The organism is Variovorax sp. TBS-050B, from assembly GCF_029893635.1.
Classification (GTDB): Bacteria; Pseudomonadota; Gammaproteobacteria; order Burkholderiales; family Burkholderiaceae_C; genus Variovorax.
Genome location: NZ_JARXYR010000002.1, coordinates 3,693,432 through 3,712,855, shown reverse-complemented (window position 1 = coordinate 3,712,855; position 19,424 = coordinate 3,693,432). Strand labels below are relative to the sequence as shown.

Annotated in this window: 18 protein-coding genes and 1 tRNA gene; 9 read left to right on the top strand and 10 right to left on the bottom strand. The window is 68.9% G+C overall.

Going from position 1 to position 19,424, the window contains the following annotated elements; translation table 11 throughout:
• Window positions 1-27: 27 nt before the first annotated feature.
• Window positions 28-993 (top strand): LysR substrate-binding domain-containing protein, encoded by a 966-nt coding sequence (locus M2165_RS20195; protein WP_280816367.1) that lies wholly within the window; start codon window positions 28-30, stop codon window positions 991-993.
• A 12-nt stretch (window positions 994-1,005) separates the two neighbouring features.
• Here the strand turns inward: M2165_RS20195 and M2165_RS20190 are convergent, their stop codons facing one another.
• The gene (locus tag M2165_RS20190) at window positions 1,006-1,998 is read right to left on the bottom strand and encodes a tripartite tricarboxylate transporter substrate binding protein (RefSeq protein ID WP_280816366.1); all 993 of its coding nucleotides are present in this window, start codon (window positions 1,996-1,998) and stop codon (window positions 1,006-1,008) included.
• Window positions 1,999-2,062: 64 nt separating this feature from the next.
• On the bottom strand, window positions 2,063-3,898 hold the full coding sequence (locus M2165_RS20185) for a CocE/NonD family hydrolase (protein ID WP_280816365.1): 1,836 nt from the start codon (window positions 3,896-3,898) through the stop codon (window positions 2,063-2,065).
• Between the two features lie 171 nt (window positions 3,899-4,069).
• Between M2165_RS20185 and M2165_RS20180 the strand changes: the two genes are divergently transcribed.
• From M2165_RS20180 to M2165_RS20170, 3 genes are read left to right on the top strand one after another with little or no spacing between them, the layout of a single operon-like run.
• The gene (locus M2165_RS20180) at window positions 4,070-5,086 is read left to right on the top strand and encodes an alpha/beta fold hydrolase (RefSeq protein ID WP_280816364.1); all 1,017 of its coding nucleotides are present in this window, start codon (window positions 4,070-4,072) and stop codon (window positions 5,084-5,086) included.
• A complete protein-coding gene (locus tag M2165_RS20175; protein ID WP_280816363.1) occupies window positions 5,083-6,465 on the top strand; it encodes an ATP-binding protein in 1,383 nt (460 codons plus the stop codon). Before M2165_RS20180 ends, M2165_RS20175 begins: the two co-directional genes overlap by 4 nt.
• A gap of 23 nt (window positions 6,466-6,488) precedes the next feature.
• Window positions 6,489-7,118 carry a response regulator gene (locus M2165_RS20170; RefSeq protein ID WP_280817585.1) on the top strand — a complete coding sequence of 210 codons (630 nt, stop codon included), beginning with the start codon at window positions 6,489-6,491 and terminating at the stop codon, window positions 7,116-7,118.
• Here M2165_RS20170 and pabB read toward each other — a convergent pair.
• The 8 genes from pabB to cysS all read right to left on the bottom strand — a co-directional run bounded on the left by pabB (window position 7,042) and on the right by cysS (window position 15,771).
• A complete protein-coding gene (pabB, locus tag M2165_RS20165) occupies window positions 7,042-9,006 on the bottom strand; it encodes an aminodeoxychorismate synthase component I (RefSeq protein WP_280816362.1) in 1,965 nt (654 codons plus the stop codon). The two genes, M2165_RS20170 and pabB, sit on opposite strands and share 77 nt — an antisense overlap.
• Before the next feature lie 119 nt (window positions 9,007-9,125).
• Window positions 9,126-9,761 carry a winged helix-turn-helix domain-containing protein gene (locus M2165_RS20160; protein WP_280816361.1) on the bottom strand — a complete coding sequence of 212 codons (636 nt, stop codon included), beginning with the start codon at window positions 9,759-9,761 and terminating at the stop codon, window positions 9,126-9,128.
• Between the two features lie 504 nt (window positions 9,762-10,265).
• Window positions 10,266-10,358: transfer RNA gene (locus tag M2165_RS20155), tRNA-Ser, on the bottom strand.
• A gap of 26 nt (window positions 10,359-10,384) precedes the next feature.
• Window positions 10,385-11,653: an aspartate kinase gene (locus M2165_RS20150; protein ID WP_280816360.1), complete on the bottom strand. Its 1,269-nt coding sequence runs from the start codon at window positions 11,651-11,653 to the stop codon at window positions 10,385-10,387.
• 75 nt (window positions 11,654-11,728) lie between these two features.
• On the bottom strand, window positions 11,729-12,706 hold the full coding sequence (gene tilS / locus M2165_RS20145) for a tRNA lysidine(34) synthetase TilS (RefSeq protein WP_280816359.1): 978 nt from the start codon (window positions 12,704-12,706) through the stop codon (window positions 11,729-11,731).
• 21 nt (window positions 12,707-12,727) lie between these two features.
• Complete coding sequence (locus M2165_RS20140; protein ID WP_280816358.1) at window positions 12,728-13,708, bottom strand: acetyl-CoA carboxylase carboxyltransferase subunit alpha; 981 nt, start codon at window positions 13,706-13,708, stop codon at window positions 12,728-12,730.
• An 18-nt stretch (window positions 13,709-13,726) separates the two neighbouring features.
• Window positions 13,727-14,377 (bottom strand): DNA-3-methyladenine glycosylase 2 family protein, encoded by a 651-nt coding sequence (locus tag M2165_RS20135; protein ID WP_280816357.1) that lies wholly within the window; start codon window positions 14,375-14,377, stop codon window positions 13,727-13,729.
• Window positions 14,378-14,394: 17 nt separating this feature from the next.
• On the bottom strand, window positions 14,395-15,771 hold the full coding sequence (cysS, locus tag M2165_RS20130) for a cysteine--tRNA ligase (protein WP_280816355.1): 1,377 nt from the start codon (window positions 15,769-15,771) through the stop codon (window positions 14,395-14,397).
• A 194-nt stretch (window positions 15,772-15,965) separates the two neighbouring features.
• Between cysS and M2165_RS20125 the strand changes: the two genes are divergently transcribed.
• The 5 genes from M2165_RS20125 (at window position 15,966) to M2165_RS20105 (ending at window position 19,390) form a co-directional block, all read left to right on the top strand.
• Window positions 15,966-16,559 (top strand): tetratricopeptide repeat protein, encoded by a 594-nt coding sequence (locus tag M2165_RS20125; RefSeq protein WP_280816353.1) that lies wholly within the window; start codon window positions 15,966-15,968, stop codon window positions 16,557-16,559.
• 74 nt (window positions 16,560-16,633) lie between these two features.
• Complete coding sequence (locus M2165_RS20120; protein WP_280816352.1) at window positions 16,634-17,233, top strand: peptidylprolyl isomerase; 600 nt, start codon at window positions 16,634-16,636, stop codon at window positions 17,231-17,233.
• A gap of 29 nt (window positions 17,234-17,262) precedes the next feature.
• Window positions 17,263-17,775 carry a peptidylprolyl isomerase gene (locus M2165_RS20115; protein WP_280816351.1) on the top strand — a complete coding sequence of 171 codons (513 nt, stop codon included), beginning with the start codon at window positions 17,263-17,265 and terminating at the stop codon, window positions 17,773-17,775.
• 35 nt (window positions 17,776-17,810) lie between these two features.
• The gene (locus M2165_RS20110; RefSeq protein WP_280816350.1) at window positions 17,811-18,581 is read left to right on the top strand and encodes a UDP-2,3-diacylglucosamine diphosphatase; all 771 of its coding nucleotides are present in this window, start codon (window positions 17,811-17,813) and stop codon (window positions 18,579-18,581) included.
• Window positions 18,582-18,595: 14 nt separating this feature from the next.
• Window positions 18,596-19,390 carry a zinc-dependent peptidase gene (locus tag M2165_RS20105; protein WP_280816349.1) on the top strand — a complete coding sequence of 265 codons (795 nt, stop codon included), beginning with the start codon at window positions 18,596-18,598 and terminating at the stop codon, window positions 19,388-19,390.
• Window positions 19,391-19,424: the final 34 nt, after the last annotated feature.

The window sequence follows — 19,424 nt, the reverse complement described above, 5'->3', positions numbered from 1 at the left end:
CGCCCTTTCACCACGCGCCGCACCACCATGGACCTGCGTCATCTGCGTTACTTCGTGAAGGTGGTCGAGCTTCGCAGCATCACCGCCGCCGCCGAGGCATTGTTCATCGCGCAGCCTTCGCTGAGCCAGCACATGGCCAACCTGGAGTCGGAGCTCGGCGTGGCGCTGCTCGAGCGCAGCGTGCAGGGCACGCGTCCTACCGCCATGGGCGAGCTGCTCTACCGGCATGCCAAGGGCATCCTGCGCCAGGTGGACGATGCGCGATCGGCCATCCGCAGCGGCAGCGAAGCGCCCGCGGGGCGCGTGGCGATCGGGCTGCCGACCAGCACCTCGCGGGTGCTGGCCGCGCCGCTGCTGGCGCGGCTGCAGGAACACTATCCGCTGATCGAGCTGGAGCTGGTCGAGGCCTCCAGCGGCGATCTGGCGGGCCAGGTGGCGGTGGACCGGCTGGCCCTCGCCGTGACCATGGACGCGCGCGAGGACGCGCGGCTGCGCATCGAGCGCCTGCTGGAGGAAGAACTGTTCGTCGTGGTCGGCGCCGACCGGCGCACGCCCAAGGCGCTGGGGCTGCATGCCCTGGCCGCGATGCCGCTGCTGCTGCCCACGCATCCGAACTCGGTGCGCGTGGCCGTCGAGCGCCTGCTGCAGCCGCACGGCCTGCGCTGCCAGCTGGTGGCGGAAACCAGCGCGGTCGAGATCCTGCTGCTGGCGGTCGAGCGCGGCCTGGGCGCCACCATCCTGCCCATGTCGGCCTTCACGCTGGCCGAGCAGATGCATCGGGTGCGCGGCGTGCCGATCTCGGGCCGGCCGCTCACGCGCGAGGTGTCGCTGAGCGTCTCGGTCTCCGCCGCCCGCAGCCCCGCGGTGCAATGCGTGCGCGAGTCGCTGCTGCAGACCGTGCACGACGAAGTCGCGCAGGGCCGCTGGCCAGGTGTGCGGCGCTTCGGCACCGCGACCCGCGCGCGGCGCGGCGGTACTGCACGGACGGAGTGACCGCCCTGCGCCTCACTCGACCCGGATGTCGTGCCGGCGGATGAACTCGCCCCAGAACGCCGTGTCGGCCACTGCGCGCTGGCGGATCTCGGCCTCGCCGCCGGTCATCGGCGACAGCGAGAGTTCGGTCAGCCTCGCCGTGATGGCGGGTTCGGCCATCACCTTGCGCAGCGCGGCATCGAAGCGGGTCGCGATGGCGGAATCCAGGCCCGCCGGTGCGGCCAGGGCGTACCAGCCCGGCATGGGCGGCACGTCGAGCCCGGCCTCCCGGACCGTCGGCACCCGGGGCCATTGCGGGACGCGCGTGCCGCCCAGCACGGCCACGGCCTTCACCCGGCCCGCCTCGACTTGGCCGAGCGAGGGGCCGACCACGTTGACCATCGCGTCCACCTCGCCCGACAGGACCGCGGTGAAGGCCGCCGCCGAGCCCTTGTACGGAATGTGTTCCAGCTTCACGCCGGCGGTGGCGGCGATCAGCTCCATCGCGATGTGGGTCGAATTGCCGATGCCGGCACTGCCGAAGGTCATGCGGCCCTTCTTGCGCTTCGCCGTCTCGACGAACTGCGCGAAGGTCTGGATGCCGCTGGCGTTGCTCGCGACCAGGACGAAGGGCGTGTCGGCCACGGGCGCGAGGTAGCGGAAGTCCTTCGCCGGGTCGTAGGGCAGGTTCTTGTACAGGGCGGGATTGAAGGCGACCTGCGACACGCCCACCAGGACCAGCGTGTATCCGTCGGCGGCGGCCTTGGCCGCGGACCCGAGCGCCACCAGGCCGTTGGCGGCCGGCTGGTTGTCCACCACCACGGGCTGGCCGAGATGCTGCGCCAGCCGGTCGCCGAGCAGACGCGCGATCACGTCGGAACCGGAGCCCGGCCCCTGCGGCACGACCAGGCGGATGGCGCGCGTGGGCCAGGCCGGCTGCGCGCCGGCCTGCATCGGGAACCATGCGGCGCCGGCACCGGCCGCTGCGAGCAGGGAAAGGAAGGAGCGTCGGCTGGGATGGGGCATGGGGAACTCCGCAAGAGAAAAGAAAGGTGAAACGAATGCGGTGCAATCGGTCTGGGCGCGCGCCTCAGGCGGGCTGATGCCGCAGCGGCAGGTCGAACCAGGTCGCCTCCGGGCCGCGCAGGATCTCGATCCGGGGCGGCCGGCCGTGCGGCACCTGCGGGCCGTGCCCGAAGTCGCTGCCGCCGATCGACAGCCGGATGCGGCTGCCGGCCGCGAAGGTCCATGACACGGGCAGCAGCGCGAAGGTGAGCCGCGCGGGTTCGCCCGGCACGAGCAGCTTCGCCGAGGCCCGGTCGAAGGTGTTGACCGGCCAGCTCGCGACGTAGTCGGGCGAGGTCGACAGGCCCTCGCGGTGCAGCGCGCGCAGCGTTCCCTCGGTCACGTAGCGGCAACTGCCGTCGGCCAGCACCTCCGTGAGGTACACGTACAGCGCCGCATCGGTCTCGGACGCGGTGACGAGCAGTTGCGCGGTGACGTGGCCCGTCAGCTCGGCCGGCGCGTCCAGCGGCGCGCTCGTGTAGTGCAGGTACTGGACCTGGCGCTCGGTCCAGTCCGGGTAGTAGTGCTCGACGCCCGCGGCGCCGAGCCGTTCCAGCCGCGTCTGCGTGCCGGTGCCGACCGTGAAGTCGACCTGGTACGCGTCGCGTGCCGCTTCGCCGGGCCGGCGCGACAGCATGCCGTCTGCATCGGGGTGAAAACGGGTGGCGTGCGGCACCGGCGGCCAGGCATCGGCCGCCTGCCAGCGCTCGTCGTGCATGGTGAAGTAGTGCACCGGCTGCTCGTCGTCCAGGCCGTTGTCGTGGCCGCACAGATGGCGGTCGAAGAACCGGAGCACTTCCGCCAGCAGCGGGAACTGCGCGTCGGCCTGTTCGCGCCAGGGCGAGACATTGCTCCGGGCGCCATGGTCCCACGGCCCCAGCAGCAGGCGGTGCCGGTGCCCCGCGAGCGTCAGGAAGCGGGTGATGGCCGAGTTGCTGTAGCCGGCGCCGTCGTACCAGCCCGAGACGGAGTAGATCGCCACGTCCTCGGGGATCAGCCGCGCGTAGTGCCCGGGGCTGCAGGCATCGAGCGTCAGCGCCGGGTCGTGCAGCACCGCATCGCGCTGGAACGGCACCTCGCGCGCCCAGTCGCCGAGCCGGCAGTTGTTGCGGTGCTGGCGCAGCGCCGCGGCCAGCAGGCTGCCGTCGGCGTCGTCGTCGACCGGCTGCGGGCCTTCGAGCGCCGGGTCGCCGTAGTACGCGAACTTCGCGAGGGCGGGACGGTCGTCGTGGTCGAGCGCCGTCATCAGCTCGTCGTAGCGGCCGGTCCAGATGGTGGACAGCACGCCGCCGACGTAGAGCTGGTCGGTGTAGATGTCGGTGACGGCGAACAGCGGCGCGATCGCCTTGACGGCCGGGTGGCCGGTGCTGGCCAGGAAGACGGCCGCCGCGCCGAGGTAGGAGATGCCGGTGGCGCCGATGCAGCCGTCGCTCCAGGGCTGCTGCACGATCCAGTCCGCGATCTCCCGGTAGTCGTCGCGCTCCTTGGGCGAGCGCAACGCATCGCGCGTGCCGAAGCTGGCGCCGGTGCCGCGCACGTCCACCACCACCACCGCATAGCCGCGCGGCACGAAGAAGTCGCGGTAGCGCCCGCAGTTGGGGCTGGGCTCCACGCCCGCGCTGGCGGTGGCGAAGCGCCGGTAGTACGGCGTGAAGACGGCGATCGTCGGCACGCGGGCGGGTGCTGCCGTACCGGCCGCGTCCTGCGGCAGATAGACGTCGACCGCCAGCCGGCAGCCGTCGCGCATGGTGACGTAGACCGAGCGCGGCCGTTGGGGCAGCGCCAGCACCGCGGGGCGGCGCGCCAGATAGCTGCCGGGCGGCACACGCCAGGCGCTGGAAGAGGTGTCTTGGTCGGACATGGAAGGTCGGCTTTCCGGGGATTCGAGGGTTCTCGCTGGCCCCGATTCTGGGAAAGGCGCGGCGCGCTGAAAAATGCTTAATACCGATGCATGCATAGGCACAACCTATGCCCTTGGGTCGCCGTCCGCGGCCGAGGACCCGGGGCCTGCCGCCCCGGCGATCCCCTTACCATGGCCTCCGTGCTCCCCTCCACCGGCCTGTACACCGACCCTCCACCCTGGCGCACCGATGCACTGGCGGTGTCGCACGGCCACGTGCTGCACGTGGCGCAGAGCGGCAACCCGGCGGGCCTCTGCGCGGTGGTGCTGCATGGCGGCCCCGGCTCGGGCAGCTCGCCGCTGCTGCGGCGCTTCTTCGATCCGGCGCGCTACCGCATCGTCGCCATCGACCAGCGCGGCGCCGGTCGCAGCCGTCCGCGCGGCGCCACGGCGCACAACCGGACGGCCGATCTGCTCGACGACCTGCGCCATGTGCGCGGACAGCTCGGCATCGCGCGCTGGCTCGTCGTCGGCGGCTCCTGGGGCGCCACGCTGGCGCTCGCGCATGCGGCTTCCGAGCCGAAAGCCGTAGCCGGGCTGCTGCTGCGCGCGGTCTTCGTACCCTGCGCTGATGGCATCGCGGACTTCTTCCAGGACCGTGCGGGCCGCGCGCCCGCAGCGTGGGAGCGCTTCGCCGCGAGCGCGCCCGCGGACCAGCGCCACGACATGCTCGGCTTTCTGGCGCGCGGCCTCGGCGCGCGCGGCGACGGCAGCGGCGATGCAGCCGAAGCGCGGCGGCTCGCGCTCGCCTGGTGGCGCTGGGAACGCACGCTGGCCGGCGGCATGCCCGCGCCGGACGACAACGAACCCGGTGCCGAGGCGCTCGATGCCCTCGTCGACCGCTACCGCGTACAGAGCCACTACCTGCTGCAACGCTGCTGGCTCGATGCGCCGCCGCTGCTCGACCGGCTGCACGCGTTGCCGCGCGTGCCCACCCTGCTGCTGCATGCGCGCGACGACCGCGTGTGCCCGCCCGAGGGCGCGCAGGCGGTGCACGGCCGCATCGCGCACAGCCGGCTGCAATGGATCGGCGAGGGCGCCGGTCACGATCCTGCGCATCCGGCGATGGCGCGTGCGATGGTGGCCGCGCTCGACCGCTTCGCGGGCCACGGCGACTTCGGCGCCGAAGAGGAGACCGCCGCGCCATGACGCTGCGCCTGCGGATCAACCTGATCGTGAGCCTGCTCGCGCTGCTCTCGCTGGCCGCCATGTTCGGGCTGCAGCTGCGCAGCATGCGCGAATCGGTCCATGAAGAGGTCGTGGCCGCCAACCGCGTGGCCGCGCAATTGCTCAACCGCACGGCCTGGCTCTACGCCGCCCAGGGCACGCCCGCGATGCTGGCTTTTCTGCAGGGCGTGGGCCGCGTGCGCTCCAACGACATCACGCTGTTCGATGCCGAGGAGCGCGTGCTCTACAGCTCGCCCGTTTCGCCGTACAAGGCGGGCCGCGACGCGCCCGGCTGGTTCGCGGGGCTGATCTCTCCGCCGCCCAGGCAGATGTCGATCGCCTTTCCCGACGGCAGGCTGGTGATCCGCGCCAACGCCTCGCGCGCGGTGCTCGACGCCTGGGACGATGCGCTGCTGCTCGTGCTGAGCGCGCTGCTGCTGCTGACCGTCGTCAACGCGGGCGTGTTCTGGCTCGTGGGGCGCGCGACAAGGCCGTTCGGCGAGATCGTCGATGCGCTCAACCGGCTCGAGAGCGGGCGCTTCGACGTGGCGCTCGGCGCCCTGCCCGGCACCGAGGCCGCGGCCATCGGCGCGGCCTTCAACCGCATGGTCGGCATGCTGCAGCAGCACATCGAGACCGAGCGCCGCGCCGTGCGCGCCGAGAGCCGCCTCTCGGAAAGCCGCGAACTCGGCCGCTGGGTCGACCAGAAGATCGAGCAGGAGCGGCGCCTCATCGCGCGCGAACTGCACGACGAACTCGGCCAGTCGGTCACCGCGATGCGCAGCATGGCGCTGTCGATCGCGCAGCGCATGCAGTCGGTCGATCCGCAGGCCGAACAGGCGGCGCGGCTGATCGCCGACGAATCGGCGCGGCTCTACACCGCGATGCACGGCATGATCCCGCGCCTCACGCCGCTGGTGCTCGACAAGTTCGGACTCGTGGCCGCGCTCGAGGACCTGGTGGAGCGCACGCGCAGCAGCCATTCCGGGGTGCAGATCGAGTGGCAGCTCGATCTCGACCTCGAGCGTGCCCGGCTCGACACCGACACCGCCCTGGTGCTCTACCGCGCCGCGCAGGAAGGCATCACCAACGCGCTGCGGCACGGCGAGGCAAAGCGGATCGTGCTCGCACTCGAAGGCGCCGGAGATGCCGTCGCGCTCACGCTCACGGACGACGGTCGCGGCATCCTTGCCCCCGATGCCGCGAGGGAGACCGGCACCGGGCACTATGGCCTGCGCTGGCTCGCCGAGCGCGTCGACAGCCTGGGCGGCGAACTGCGCCTCGAACCCGCGCTGCCGCGCGGTGCACGGTTGACGGTACGTCTGCCGCTGCGCGCGGCTGCCGCCACGGAGAACCCATGACATCGACGATGACCCTCGAACGAATGATCCGCGTGATGCTGGTGGACGACCATGCGCTCGTGCGCATGGGCTTTCGCATGCTGCTGGCCGACGCGCAGATCGAGGTGGCGGCCGAGGCCGACACCGGCGAACAGGCCTGCCAGGACTATCCGCAGGTGCGGCCCGACCTCGTGGTCATGGACCTGTCGATGCCCGGCATGGGCGGCCTCGAAGCCTTGCGGCGCCTGCTGGCCCACGATGCGAAGGCGCGCGTGCTCGCGCTGTCGGCGCACGAGGACACGGTCCATCCGCGCCGCGTGCTGCGCGCGGGGGCGCTCGGCTACCTCGCCAAGCGCAGCGCGCCCGATGCGCTGATCGCCGCGGTCAGGGCGGTGGCGCGCGGCGAGCGCTACATCGACGCCGGCACCGCGCAGGCGCTGGCCACCGCGCAGATCGAGGGCGAGGCCAACCCGGCCGACCTGCTCAGCGAACGCGAGTTCTCGGTCTTCCTCCAGCTCGCGCGCGGCATGACGGTGGCGCAGATCGCGGGCACGCTGAATCTCTCGCTGAGCACCGTCGGATCGCACCTCTACCGCATCAAGCAGAAGCTGGGCGCCGCGAACCAGGCGGAGCTGACGTGGGTGGCGCTGCGGTGGGGGTTGGTGCAGGTGTGAGGGGCTGCAGCCCTCGCTCGTGCGCGGTGTCGTGCACCAGCTGCGCGGGCAGCACGCCACGCAGCGCATTGCACACCACGAGCTTCTGCGCGCCGCGCAGGTCGTCGAGCGAGAGGCTGCGCTCGGCCGGCTGCCAGATGGCGTCCTCCATCAGCACGCCGCGCATCACGCCGGGCAGCGCGCCGTCGGCCACGGGCGGCGTCCACCAGCGCCCGTCGATGCGCGCGAACAGCGTGCTGCGGCCGCCTTCGACCAGGCGGCCGTCGGCGGTGAAGAACAGGCTGTCGAAGGCGCCGGCCTGCTCGGCCGCGCGCACCCCGGCGTCGTAGTGCTGGCGCCAGGTGGTCTTGAAGGCGCCGAGCGGATTGGCGTCGGGCAGCCGTTCGCCGGCAAGCACCAGCTTCACCGCGCCGGGCGGCAGCGGCGGCAGCGCCGAATGGGTGATTGCCATGCGTCCGCCGTGTGCGAGCGCGAGGCGCAGCCGCGAGGGTTGCCCTGGTGCGAGCGCGGGCAGCGCATCGCGCAGCGCCTGCACTGCGGCTTCGTGGTCGAAGGCAAAGCCGAGCGCCTGTGCGCTGTGCGCGAGCCGCGCCAGATGCCGGTCGAGGTAGCGAATGCCGCCGGCGGGGGTCGCGAGCATGGTCTCGAACAGCTCGAAACCCGGGTCGAGCGCGGCGAGGAAGCGCGCCTTGAGGCGGCATTCCTCGAACTCGTCGGTCGCGCGGCTGTCCTGCACGATGCCGGCGCCGACGCCCATGCGCAACGGCCGGAGGCCACGCACCGGCGCACCGAGCGTCAGCGTGCGGATCGCGACCGAGAGGCAGAAGTCGCCGACGGCCGCACCGTCGGTCGGCGCATCGACCCAGCCGATGGCGCCGCAGTAGAGGCCGCGCAGGCTGCCTTCGAGCTGCGCGATCCATTCCATGGTGCGGTGCTTGGGCGCGCCCGTGATCGAGCCGCAGGGAAAGGTCGCGCGCAGCAACGCGGGCATGCCGACCTCCGGACGCAGCGCGGCCTCGACGGTGGAAGTCATCTGGAACACCGTGGCATACGGCTCGACGGCGAAGAGCGCTGGCACCTTGACCGAGCCGGTGCGCGCCACGCGGCCGATGTCGTTGCGCAGCAGGTCGACGATCATCACGTTCTCTGCGCGGTTCTTGGCGTCCACTGCGAGCCGGCGCGCCGTTTCGCCGTCGCTCGCGGCCTCGTCGGCGCGCGCCGCGGTGCCCTTCATCGGCCGTGCGGTGAGCACGCCGCCGTCGTTGCGCAGAAAGAGTTCGGGCGAGCACGAGAGCACGTGCGTGGTCTCCTCACCCGCGGGCAGCGCGATCAGCGCGCCATAGGCCACCGGCTGCCGTTCGCGCAGCCGCCGGTACAGCGCTACGGGCGAGCCGTAGCAATGGCCATGCAGCCGGTAGGTGAAGTTGACCTGGTAGGTCTCGCCCGCGGCAATGGCTTCGTGGATGCGCGCGATGGCGTCGGTGAAGGCGGCCTCATCGATGTCCGGCTGCAACGCCGTCACGCCCGCAGGCTGCGGCAGGCCGCCCATGTGCGAGGCGTCCGCGGCTTCGGCCGTCTCGAGCCAGGCGCCGACCTCGTCGGCCGAGAGCTTCGCGCAGTCGCGGAACATCAGCACGCGCAATGACGAGGCATCACTGGCGGCGAGCCGCCCCTGCCCTGCGTGCAGGAGCTTGGCGCCCCATTCGTAGTCGACCAGAAGCACCGCATGCAGCCCCTGCCGCTGGTCGGCTTCGACGCGCCCCCAGACGAAGTCGAGTTCGGCCGGGTTCGTGCAGCGGTGCTCGCGCGTAAAGCCGGTGCAAAGGCGGCTGGTCGGGCGACCGGGCGTCGAGCCGCAGTCGTCGAGCAGCGCGAAGGAAGTTTGCAAGTTCAAGTCCTGTCGTCCATGTCGTTCCGCCTCGATTCTCGTGCCTCGGTGCGGAGGACATGGCCGAGCGGCCGCCGATGTCCCGGCGCGGGACGATCCGTTACGGCCGCCAGCAGCCTCTAGAACGGGCGCCGGTTCGGCGCTTCCATCGGGTCGGGCATCTCGCTCAGCTGATAACCCTGCCCCCAGATCGCCTGCAGGCTCGGCCCCTTCGAACGCACATGCAGCCCGAGCTTGCGGCGCAGACCCGACACGCTGACGTCGAGCGAGCGCGAAACGGGATGGTCGCAGTCCTTGCGGCCCCAGACGTTCCGGAAGAGCCACTCGCGCGTGAGCGGGCGGTTGATGTTCCGGAAGAAGGCCACCGCGAGATCGAACTCGAGCGGACGCAGCTTGATCGCCGAGCCGGCGCGCTCGGCCTTGTCCTGGTGCAGGACGAAGCGGTAATCGCGCCACTGCATCACGCGGTCGGCGATCGGCACCTTGCGGCGCTGCAGGTAGGTCTCGAGCAGACGGTAGGTTTCCTCGAAACACGACGGCGCATGCGCCACGGTCGAGGCCGGGTCCGAATGAAGCACCGAAATGACCCGGTATTGGCTTTTGCTGGCGCAAAGAATCACCGGGAAATGCCGTCCCATGATTTCCCGCACCTGCGCAATGAGCGGCTGAAAAACGGCGGGATCCCGCGGGCATGTCAGCAACAGGACTTCGAATTCAATCTTTGCCTCGCCTTGTTGCTTTTGCAGTTCTTCCACACTGCTAAAAACGATTGGGACATGACCCAGTCTGCAGATCGCACGGCGGGCGATTTCTCTGGATCGAAGCATTGGATCTAGTACAGCAATTTGCACGACAGGACTCTCTTACGTAGATCAACAGATCGAACGCTCCCTGGAGCGAACGCCAATCGGTCAAACCCGTCCTGTGGCCGTCGTGATGAATTCAAGCGTTAACGGAGTCTGACCTTAGGGGGGAATCTAAAGAAGCGAAGCGATGAAGTCCGCAAATTTCGCGCACCTCATATATGGAATTTGTGCATCCCCCGCATAATCTGCCGAAAGTGCAAATTAATTCCGCCGTAGCGGAGCACGGCGGATTTTGCAGAACGATGACAGACCCGGCTTTGACGAATAAGGCCGATCGTTCGCAAATGGAATGGCAAGCTGCGGCGATGCGGCCTGTCCGGGCGAAGGCGCGCAATGGCAATGCCCAATGAAAAAAGCCCTGTCGATCCGAAGATCGACAGGGCTTCATCAGCTTGGCGGAACCGGAGGGATTCGAACCCTCGATGAGGCTCTACACCCCATACTCCCTTAGCAGGGGAGCACCTTCGGCCACTCGGTCACAGTTCCTGAAAGAAGCCGAGATTATGCCACCATCAGGAGGCCGGTTGATCCAGATCGAAGGCTTTATGCAGCGCGCGGACCGCAAGTTCCATGTATTTCTCGTCGATCACGACCGAGGTCTTGATCTCGCTGGTCGAAATCATCTGGATGTTGATGCCTTCCTCGCTCAGCACGCGGAACATCTTGCTCGCCACGCCCACGTGGCTGCGCATGCCGATGCCGACGATGCTGACCTTGCAGATCTTGGTGTCGCCCACGATCTCGGTCGCGCCGAGCGAGGGCATGACCTTCGACTGCAGCAGGTCGACGGTCTTTGCGTACTCGTTGCGATGCACCGTGAAGCTGAAGTCGGTGCGGCCGTCCTTGCTGAGGTTCTGGATGATCACGTCGACCTCGATGTTGGCATCGGCCACGGCACCGAGGATGTGGTACGCGATGCCCGGCTTGTCGGGCACGCCGAGCACCGAGATCTTGGCTTCGTCGCGGTTGAAAGCGATGCCGGATACGACGGCTTGTTCCATGTTTTCGTCTTCCTCGAAAGTGATCAGGGTGCCGGACTTGGCCTCTTCGTTGATGTCGATGTCCCAGGGCGTGAAGCTCGAAAGCACGCGCAGCGGGACCTTGTACTTGCCGGCGAACTCCACCGAGCGGATCTGCAGCACCTTGGAGCCCAGGCTCGCCATCTCGAGCATTTCCTCGAAGCTCACGGTGGTGAGGCGCCGGGCATCGGGCTCGACGCGCGGATCGGTGGTGTAGACGCCGTCGACGTCGGTGTAGATCAGGCACTCGTTGGCCTTCATCGCGGCCGCGATGGCCACGGCCGAGGTGTCGCTGCCGCCGCGGCCGAGCGTGGTGATGTTGCCCGCGTCGTCCACGCCCTGGAAGCCGGTGATGACGACCACCCTGCCGGCGTCGAGGTCGGCGCGCACGCGTGCGTCGTCGATGCTCTCGATGCGGGCCTTGGTGTAGGAACTGTCGGTGCGCACCGACACCTGCCAGCCCGCATAGCTCACGGCTTCGACGCCCTCGGCCTGCAGCGCGATGGCGAGCAGCGCGGACGAGGCCTGTTCGCCGGTGGCGGCGAGCATGTCGAGCTCACGGCCGTGGGCTTCGCCGGGTTTGCTCGGGGCCAGTTCCTTGGCCAGGCCGAGCAGGCGATTGGTTTCGCCGCTCATGGCACTCGGGACCACGATCATCTGGTGGCCGGCGCGCGCCCACTTGGCGACGCGCTTGGCGACATTCTTGATGCGCTCGGTCGAGCCCATCGACGTACCGCCGTATTTGTGAACGATCAATGCCATGGGTGAATTCAGAGAAAAGAAAGAAGCCGCCCCGCCCCGGCATGTCCGGTTTCCGAGTGCGCGCCCTGCAAGCCGTCAGCGCGAAGCCTTGGGCGAGGGCCGGAAATTGTACCAATGCAGCCGGTCGCCCTGCCGCTCGACGTGGCCGCTGCCCACCTTGAGGTGGATCCGGTGGCCGCGCGTGGTGCAGGCGCGCAACTGGTCGAGCAGCTGCTCGAGCTGCGCCGCGCTCGGTGCGCAGCCATGCGCCTGCATGAGCCAGTGCCGCAGCACGTTGGCCTGCCGCGCGCGCGACAGCGCCTGCAGGCCGGCAATGCGCGGCGGATCGCCCACCGCGCCGAGGTCCTGCGCCGCGAGTTCCCCGAGCAGCTGCTGCGCTTGCGCTGCGTGGCCGATGCTGCGCGCGAAGGTGGTGCGGAACTGCGGAAAGCTCCGCTCAAGCGCCGGCAGCAGCACGGCGCGGATGCGGTTGCGCGTGTAGCGCTCGTCTCCGTTGCTCGGGTCCTCGATCCACGGCAGATCGACACCCCGGAGCCATTCGCGGATCGCCGCGCCGGGCACGCCCAGCAGCGGCCGGTGGATGTCGAGGCCGTGCCGCCGGGCATGTGCAGGCATCGCGGCCAGCCCCGGCAGACCCGCGCCCCGCGAGAGCGCGAGCAGCAGCGTCTCGACCTGGTCGTCGGCATGGTGGCCGAGCGCGATCGAACGCACCGTGCCGAGCGTGCTGTCGCTGCGCGCCATGGCAGCGAAGGCTTCGTAGCGCGCGCGGCGCGCTGCGTCTTCGGGACTGTCGCCCGGCGCATGCCGCGCGTCGACGCGGTGCACCAGGAGCGGCACGCCGAGGCATTCGCACACGGCGGCGCAATGGCGCTCGAAGTCGTCGGCCGCGGCCTGCAGGCCGTGGTGCACGTGGAAGGCGATCACCTGCCCCGGCCATGCGGAGGCGCAGGCGGCCAGCAAGGCCGTCGAGTCCGCACCGCCGCTGAAGCCCACCGCCAGCGGCAGATGCGCCGGCTCGAACGCGGCCATGGCGCGTTCGAAGGCTTCGTTCACGGGAGGCTTGCCTGCGCCGGCCTACCTGCCGGTATCGGCCTTGGTGTCGTTGTAGCGCCCGTAGCTCTGCAGGCGCTCGTAGCGGCGTTCGACCAGTTCCTTCGGCTTCAGGTCGCTGACCTGGCGGAAGGCGTCGTTGAGCGCGCGCTTCAGGAAGGCGGCCATCTGGCGATGGTCGCGGTGGGCGCCGCCGACGGGCTCGTTCACGATCTTGTCGACGAGGCCCAGGGCCTTGAGGCGGTGCGCGGTGATGCCGAGCGCATCGGCCGCTTCCTGCGCCTTGTCGCTGGTCTTCCAGAGGATCGAGGCGCAGCCTTCGGGGCTGATCACCGAGTAGACCGAATACTGCAGCATCAGCACCTGGTCGCCCACCGAGATCGCGAGCGCGCCGCCGGAGCCGCCCTCGCCGATGATGGTGACGATGATCGGCACTTCGAGCTGCGCCATCTCGTAGATGTTGCGGCCGATGGCTTCCGACTGGCCGCGCTCTTCGGCGTCGATGCCGGGATAGGCGCCGGGCGTGTCCACGAAGGTGAAGACCGGCAGCTTGAACTTCTCGGCCGTCTTCATGAGGCGCAGCGCCTTGCGGTAGCCCTCGGGCTTGCTCATGCCGAAGTTGCGCGCGGTGCGCTCCTTGGTGTCGCGGCCCTTCTGGTGGCCGATGACCATGCACGGCGAGCCGTTGAAGCGCGCGAGGCCGCCCACGATCGAAAGATCGTCCGAGAAGTGCCGGTCGCCGTGCAGTTCGACGAAGTCGGTGAAGATCTCGTTGACGTAGTCCAGCGTGTAGGGCCGCTCGGTGTGGCGCGCGATCTTGGTGATCTGCCAGGGCGTCAGGTCGCTGTAGATGTCCTTGGTGAGCTGCAGGCTCTTCTTGCCGAGCTGGTCGATTTCCTCCGAGATGTCGACCGCGGATTCGGTCTGTACATAGCGCAGTTCTTCGATCTTTGTTTCGAGTTCAGCGATGGGCTGCTCGAAGTCGAGGAAGGTTCGTTTCGCCAACGTCTTCTCCTGTTTTGTTCAATACGCGACCGGCACGGGGTCCAGCGATCGCCAAATATACCAAGTCGCCACGCTGCAAAAAGGCGCCCAGGCCACGGCGACGTCACGGGCATCGCTGCGGCTCACGGGATCGCCCGAAAAGTAGTTCACGCTGATGCCGTTGAGCAGGCCCAGGTCGTCGACCGGCAGCACGTTGGGGCGCATCAGGTGAAAGATGAGGAACATCTCGGCGGTCCAGCGGCCGATGCCGCGGATCGCGACGAGCTCCTCGATGATGAGCTCGTCCGACATGTCCTTCCACGCGTCGACGTGCACCGCGCCCGAGTCGAAATGGATCGCGAGGTCGACCAGGTACTCGATCTTGCGGGCCGAGAGCCCGGCCGCGCGCATGTCGTCGACCTTGAGCTTGAGCACGTTGCCCGGCGTCATCTTGCGCGGCAGCGCCGCGAAGCGGTCCCAGACCGACTGCGCTGCCTTGACCGAGATCTGCTGGCCCACGATGCTGCGCGCGAGCGTGGTGAACGCATCGCCGCGCGATTCGAGGCAGGCGTTGCCGAACTTCGGGATCAACCGCTTCATCACGCGGTCTTTCTTCGCCAGGTGCGTGCAGGCCTCCTCCCAGTAGTCCGGCGTGTAGATGCGCACGGTGGACTTGCTGGAGGCAGGCACGGGATTGGTGGTTCCGTTCACTGCGCTGCGGCCCAGGTGGTGCCGGTGGGCGAGTCCTTGAGCACGATGCCCTGCGCGAGAAGGTCGTTGCGGATGCGGTCCGCTTCGGCGAAGTTCTTCGCGGCCTTGGCGGCTGCGCGCGCGGCGATCAGCGACTGGATGGTGGCTTCGTCGAGCGTGGTGCCCGCCTGCAGGAACGCCTTCGGGTCGCCTTGCAGCAGGCCCAGCGTGCCGGCGAGCGCCTTCAGCAGCCCCGCGGTCTCGGCGGACTTCGTGCGGTTGACCTCGCCGGCCAGCTCGAACAGCACGGCGATGGCTTCGGGTGTGCCGAAATCCTCGTCCATCGCGGCCTTGAAACGCATCGCGTGCGGCAGCGTCCAGTCGATGGCCACTGTGGCGGGCGCCACCAGATCGAGGGCGGTGTACAGGCGCTTGAGCGAGTTGCGCGCGTCGTCCAGGTGCGCATCGCTGTAGTTGAGCGCGCTGCGGTAATGCGTGCGCACCAGGAAGAAGCGCAGGCTTTCCGCGTCGTACTTCTGCAGCACTTCGCGAATGGTGAAGAAGTTGCCCAGGCTCTTGGACATCTTCTCGTTGTCCACGCGAACGAAACCGTTGTGCACCCAGAGGCGAGCGAGCGGCTTGCCGTTGGCGCCCTCGCTTTGCGCGATCTCATTCTCGTGGTGCGGAAACTGCAGGTCCGCACCGCCGCCATGGATGTCGAAGGTCTCGCCGAGCGTGGCGCAGCTCATGGCCGAGCACTCGATGTGCCAGCCCGGTCGGCCGATGCCAAAGGGGCTCTCCCATTTGGCGTCGGCGGGCTCGGCCGGCTTGGCGGATTTCCAGAGCACGAAGTCGAGCGGGTCCTGCTTGCCGTCGAGCACCGCAACGCGTTCGCCCGCGTGCAGCTCGTCGAGCGACTTGCCGGAGAGCTTGCCGTAGCCCGGGAACTTGCGCACCGCGTAGTTCACGTCGCCGTTGTCGGCGCGGTAGGCAAGGCCCTTCTGCTCCAGCGTCTCGATGATGCCGAGCATCTGCGGCACATATTCGGTGGCGCGCGGCTCGATGGTGGGCGGCTCGATCCGAAGCGCGCCGATGTCCTCGTGCATGGCCGCAATCACTTCGTCGGTGAGTTGGCGGATGCTGATGCCGCGCTGGACTGCCCGGGTGATGATCTTGTCGTCGATGTCGGTGATGTTGCGCACGTAGGTCACGTCGTAGCCGCTCGCGCGCAGCCAGCGCTGTACCACGTCGAATGCCATCATCATGCGGGCGTGGCCGATGTGGCAGAGGTCGTAGACCGTCATGCCGCAGACGTACATGCGCACCCGGCCCGGTTGCAATGGGGAGAACTCCTCCAGTTCACGCGAGAGCGTGTTGTAGATGCGCAGACTCATGAGGCTCGAAAAGCGTCGCTTCGCGCTCGTGCGACACGGGCGAACGACAGGGGATTTCAGGGGTGACGGGGGCGGTGGCCGCGAGGGGTTGGACATGGCCCCTCGGCTACAATGCACCGCAGTATAAACGGCTGCCTGCCGTGTGCATGCCGGGTGTTTTCGAGGCCCGCGTTCCCCAACCCTGCCGAGGCTTCATGAAGCACGTCGCGTTCACCAGACTCTCCGCCATCGCCCTTGCACTGCTCCTCGGCCTGCTCGGTTCGGCCGCGCACGCCAACGACTACGACGACGTCAACCAGCTGCTGCGCCAGGGCAAGTCGAACGAGGCGCTCGCCAAGGCCGACGCCTACATCGTCGGCAAGCCGCGCGATCCGCAGATGCGCTTCCTGCGCGGCGTGATCCTCACCGAACAGAAGAAGCAGAACGAGGCGATCGCCGCGTTCACGCAGCTCACGCAGGACTTCCCCGAACTGCCCGAGCCCTACAACAACCTGGCCGCGCTCTATGCCGCGCAGAGCAAGTTCGACCAGGCCCGCGCCGCGCTCGAGCAGGCGCTCCGGCTCAACCCGAACTACGCCACCGCGCACGAGAACCTGGGCGACGTCTACGCCAGGCTCGCCGCGCAGGAGTACGTCCGCGCGCAGCAGTTCGCGAGCACCAACGCCAGCGTCGCGCCCAAGCTCTCGCTGATCCGCCAGATTTTCAATCCCAAGACCGAAGCCGAAGCCGCCGCCCTGCCGGCCGCGCCGCCCGAGGTCCGCAAGCCCGTCGGCCGCATCAGCAAGTAGTCGCCGTCCGCGCGGAGCGGCCGCCCTTGTGGTGCCGGGCCCGCGCCCTACATCATCTGCACACGGAGCCATCCTTGACGATCCAAGCCCTTTCCCTGTCCGCCCGCTTCAACCGCCGCGGCGCGCTCGCGCTGGCCGCCGCACTGGCCTTCGCCGGTGCCGTGCATGCGCAGCAGGCCGCGCCGCGCGTGAAGCTCGCCACCTCGGCCGGCGACATCGTGGTCGAACTCGATGCGGCCAAGGCGCCGAAGACGGTCGAGAACTTCCTGCAGTACGTGAAGGACAAGCACTACGACGGCACGGTGTTCCACCGCGTGATCGACGGCTTCATGATCCAGGGCGGCGGCTTCACGGCCGAGATGCAACAAAAGCCTACGCGCGCACCGGTCCCGCTGGAGGCCTCGAACGGCCTCAAGAACGACCGCTACACCATCGCGATGGCGCGCACCGGCAACCCCAACTCGGCCACCTCGCAGTTCTTCATCAACGTGAAGAACAACGATTCGCTCAACGCGCCCAATCCCGACGGCTACGGCTATACCGTGTTCGGCAAGGTCGTGGCCGGCACCGACGTGGTCGACAAGATCCGCGCCGTGCCAACCGGTAACAAGGGCGGCATGCAGAACGTGCCGCTCGACCCCATCATCATCAAGTCCGCCGCGCTGGCGAACTGATCTTTCCCCACATCAAAGAAGGACCTCCCATGAGCAACCCCAAAGTCGAACTGCACATCAAGAACTTCGGCGTGATCACGCTCGAACTCGACAGCGCCAAGGCGCCGAAGTCGGCCGAGAACTTCGTCAGCTACGTGAAGAACGGTCACTACGACAACACCGTGTTCCATCGCGTGATCCCCGGCTTCATGGTGCAGGGCGGCGGTTTCGAGCCCGGCATGAAGCAGAAGCCCACCGGCGCCGAGATCGAGAACGAGGCCAACAACGGCCTCAAGAACGACGTCTACACCGTGGCCATGGCACGCACCAGCGCACCGCACTCGGCCACGGCCCAGTTCTTCATCAACGTGGCGGACAACGGCTTCCTGAACCACACCGCGCCGTCGGCCCAGGGCTGGGGCTATGCGGTATTCGGCAAGGTCACCGGCGGCACCGACGTGGTCGACAAGATCAAGGCCGTGAAGACGGGCCGCAAGGGCTTCCACGACGACGTGCCGCTCGAGGACGTGGTGATCGAGAAGGCCGTCCTGGTCTCCGAGTAAGCAACGCGCGAACCGGCGAAGGGCACGGCAAGGGCATGACGGCGAATCCGACGTTCCAGGAACTCATCGCCCCGCCCGCCTGGCGCACCGTCGACCTGATCTCCGACCTGCATCTGCAGGCCGGCGAGCCCGCCACCTTCGAGGCATGGCGCGGCTACCTCGAAACCACGCCGGCCGATGCGCTGATCATCCTCGGCGACCTGTTCGAGGTGTGGGTGGGCGACGACGCCGCCGCCCTGCCCGGCTTCGAGGCCGACTGCGCCGAACTGCTGCGCCGCACAGCCGCGCGGCTGCCGGTGTACTTCATGCACGGCAACCGCGATTTCCTCGTCGGCCCGCCGCTCGCCGAAAGATGCGGCTTCACGCTGCTCGGCGATCCGACGGTGCTCGTGCTGCACGGCGAACGCTGGCTGCTGAGCCACGGCGACATCCTCTGCCTCGACGACACCGACTACCTGCGCTTCCGGGCCCAGGTGCGCACGCCCGAGTGGCAGGCCGCGTTCCTCGCGCGCCCGCTCGCCGAGCGCCGCGCGCTCGCGCGCTCGATGCGCACGCAAAGCGAGGACCGCAAGCGCGATCCGTCCGCCGTCTGGGCCGACGTCGATGGCGATGCCGCGCGCGAATGGCTGCGGCAGGCGCGCGCAAGCACGCTGGTGCACGGTCACACGCACCGGCCCGCCGATCACGACCTGGGCGACGGCCTGCGCCGCATGGTGCTCAGCGACTGGGACGTGGCCGCGCATCCGCCGCGCGCGCAGCTGCTGTGCCTTTCCCCGGCCGGCGCGCAACGCGTCGATCTGCGCTAGCGCCCGCACCGCCGATGTTCAAGTGGCTGCGCCGTCTGCGCGCCCTGCCCCCGATCCCGGAGGCCGCCTGGCAGGCGACGCTCGATCGCTACACCTTCCTGCGCGAGCTGCCCGCGGCCGACCGCGAGCGGCTGCGCACCTTGTCGGCCGAATTCCTGCGCGACAAGGAATTCCACGGCACGCAGGGATTCGTGATCACCGACGAGGTCGCACTCGCGATCGCGGCCCAGGCGGTGCTGCCCGTGCTGCACCTCGAAGGCGGCCTGGACTGGTACGACGATTTCGTTGGCATCGTCGTCCATCCCTCCGAGGTGGTCGCGCGCCGCAAGGTGGTCGACGACGCGCAGGTGGTGCACGAATACGACGAAGTCGTGGCCGGCGAAGCCATGGACCGCGGCCCCGTCATGCTGAGCTGGCAGGACGTGCTCGCGAGCGGCATCACGCGCAACGGCGGCTACAACGTGGTGATCCACGAGTTCGCGCACAAGATCGACATGCGCGGCGGCGACGCCGACGGCTGCCCGCCGCTGCCGCCCGGCTTTGCCGGCCAACGCAGCGCGCGCGAAGCCCGTGCCGCCTGGCTGGCGGTGCTGCAGCCCGCCTACGAGGACTTCCGCGAAAAGACGATTCTTGCGGAGCGCTTCGGCGCCGAGCCGCCGTGGCTCGACGACTATGCAGCCACGTCGATCAGCGAATTCTTCGCGGTGGCCTGCGAGGCCTACTTCGTGAATCGCGCGGCTTTTGAACGGGACTTTCCCGCGGTGCTCGCGCTGTTCGACGCGTTCTTCGGCCGCCGCCGCAAGGGCTGACCGGCGCACACGCGCAGCGATCAGCAAAGAAAAA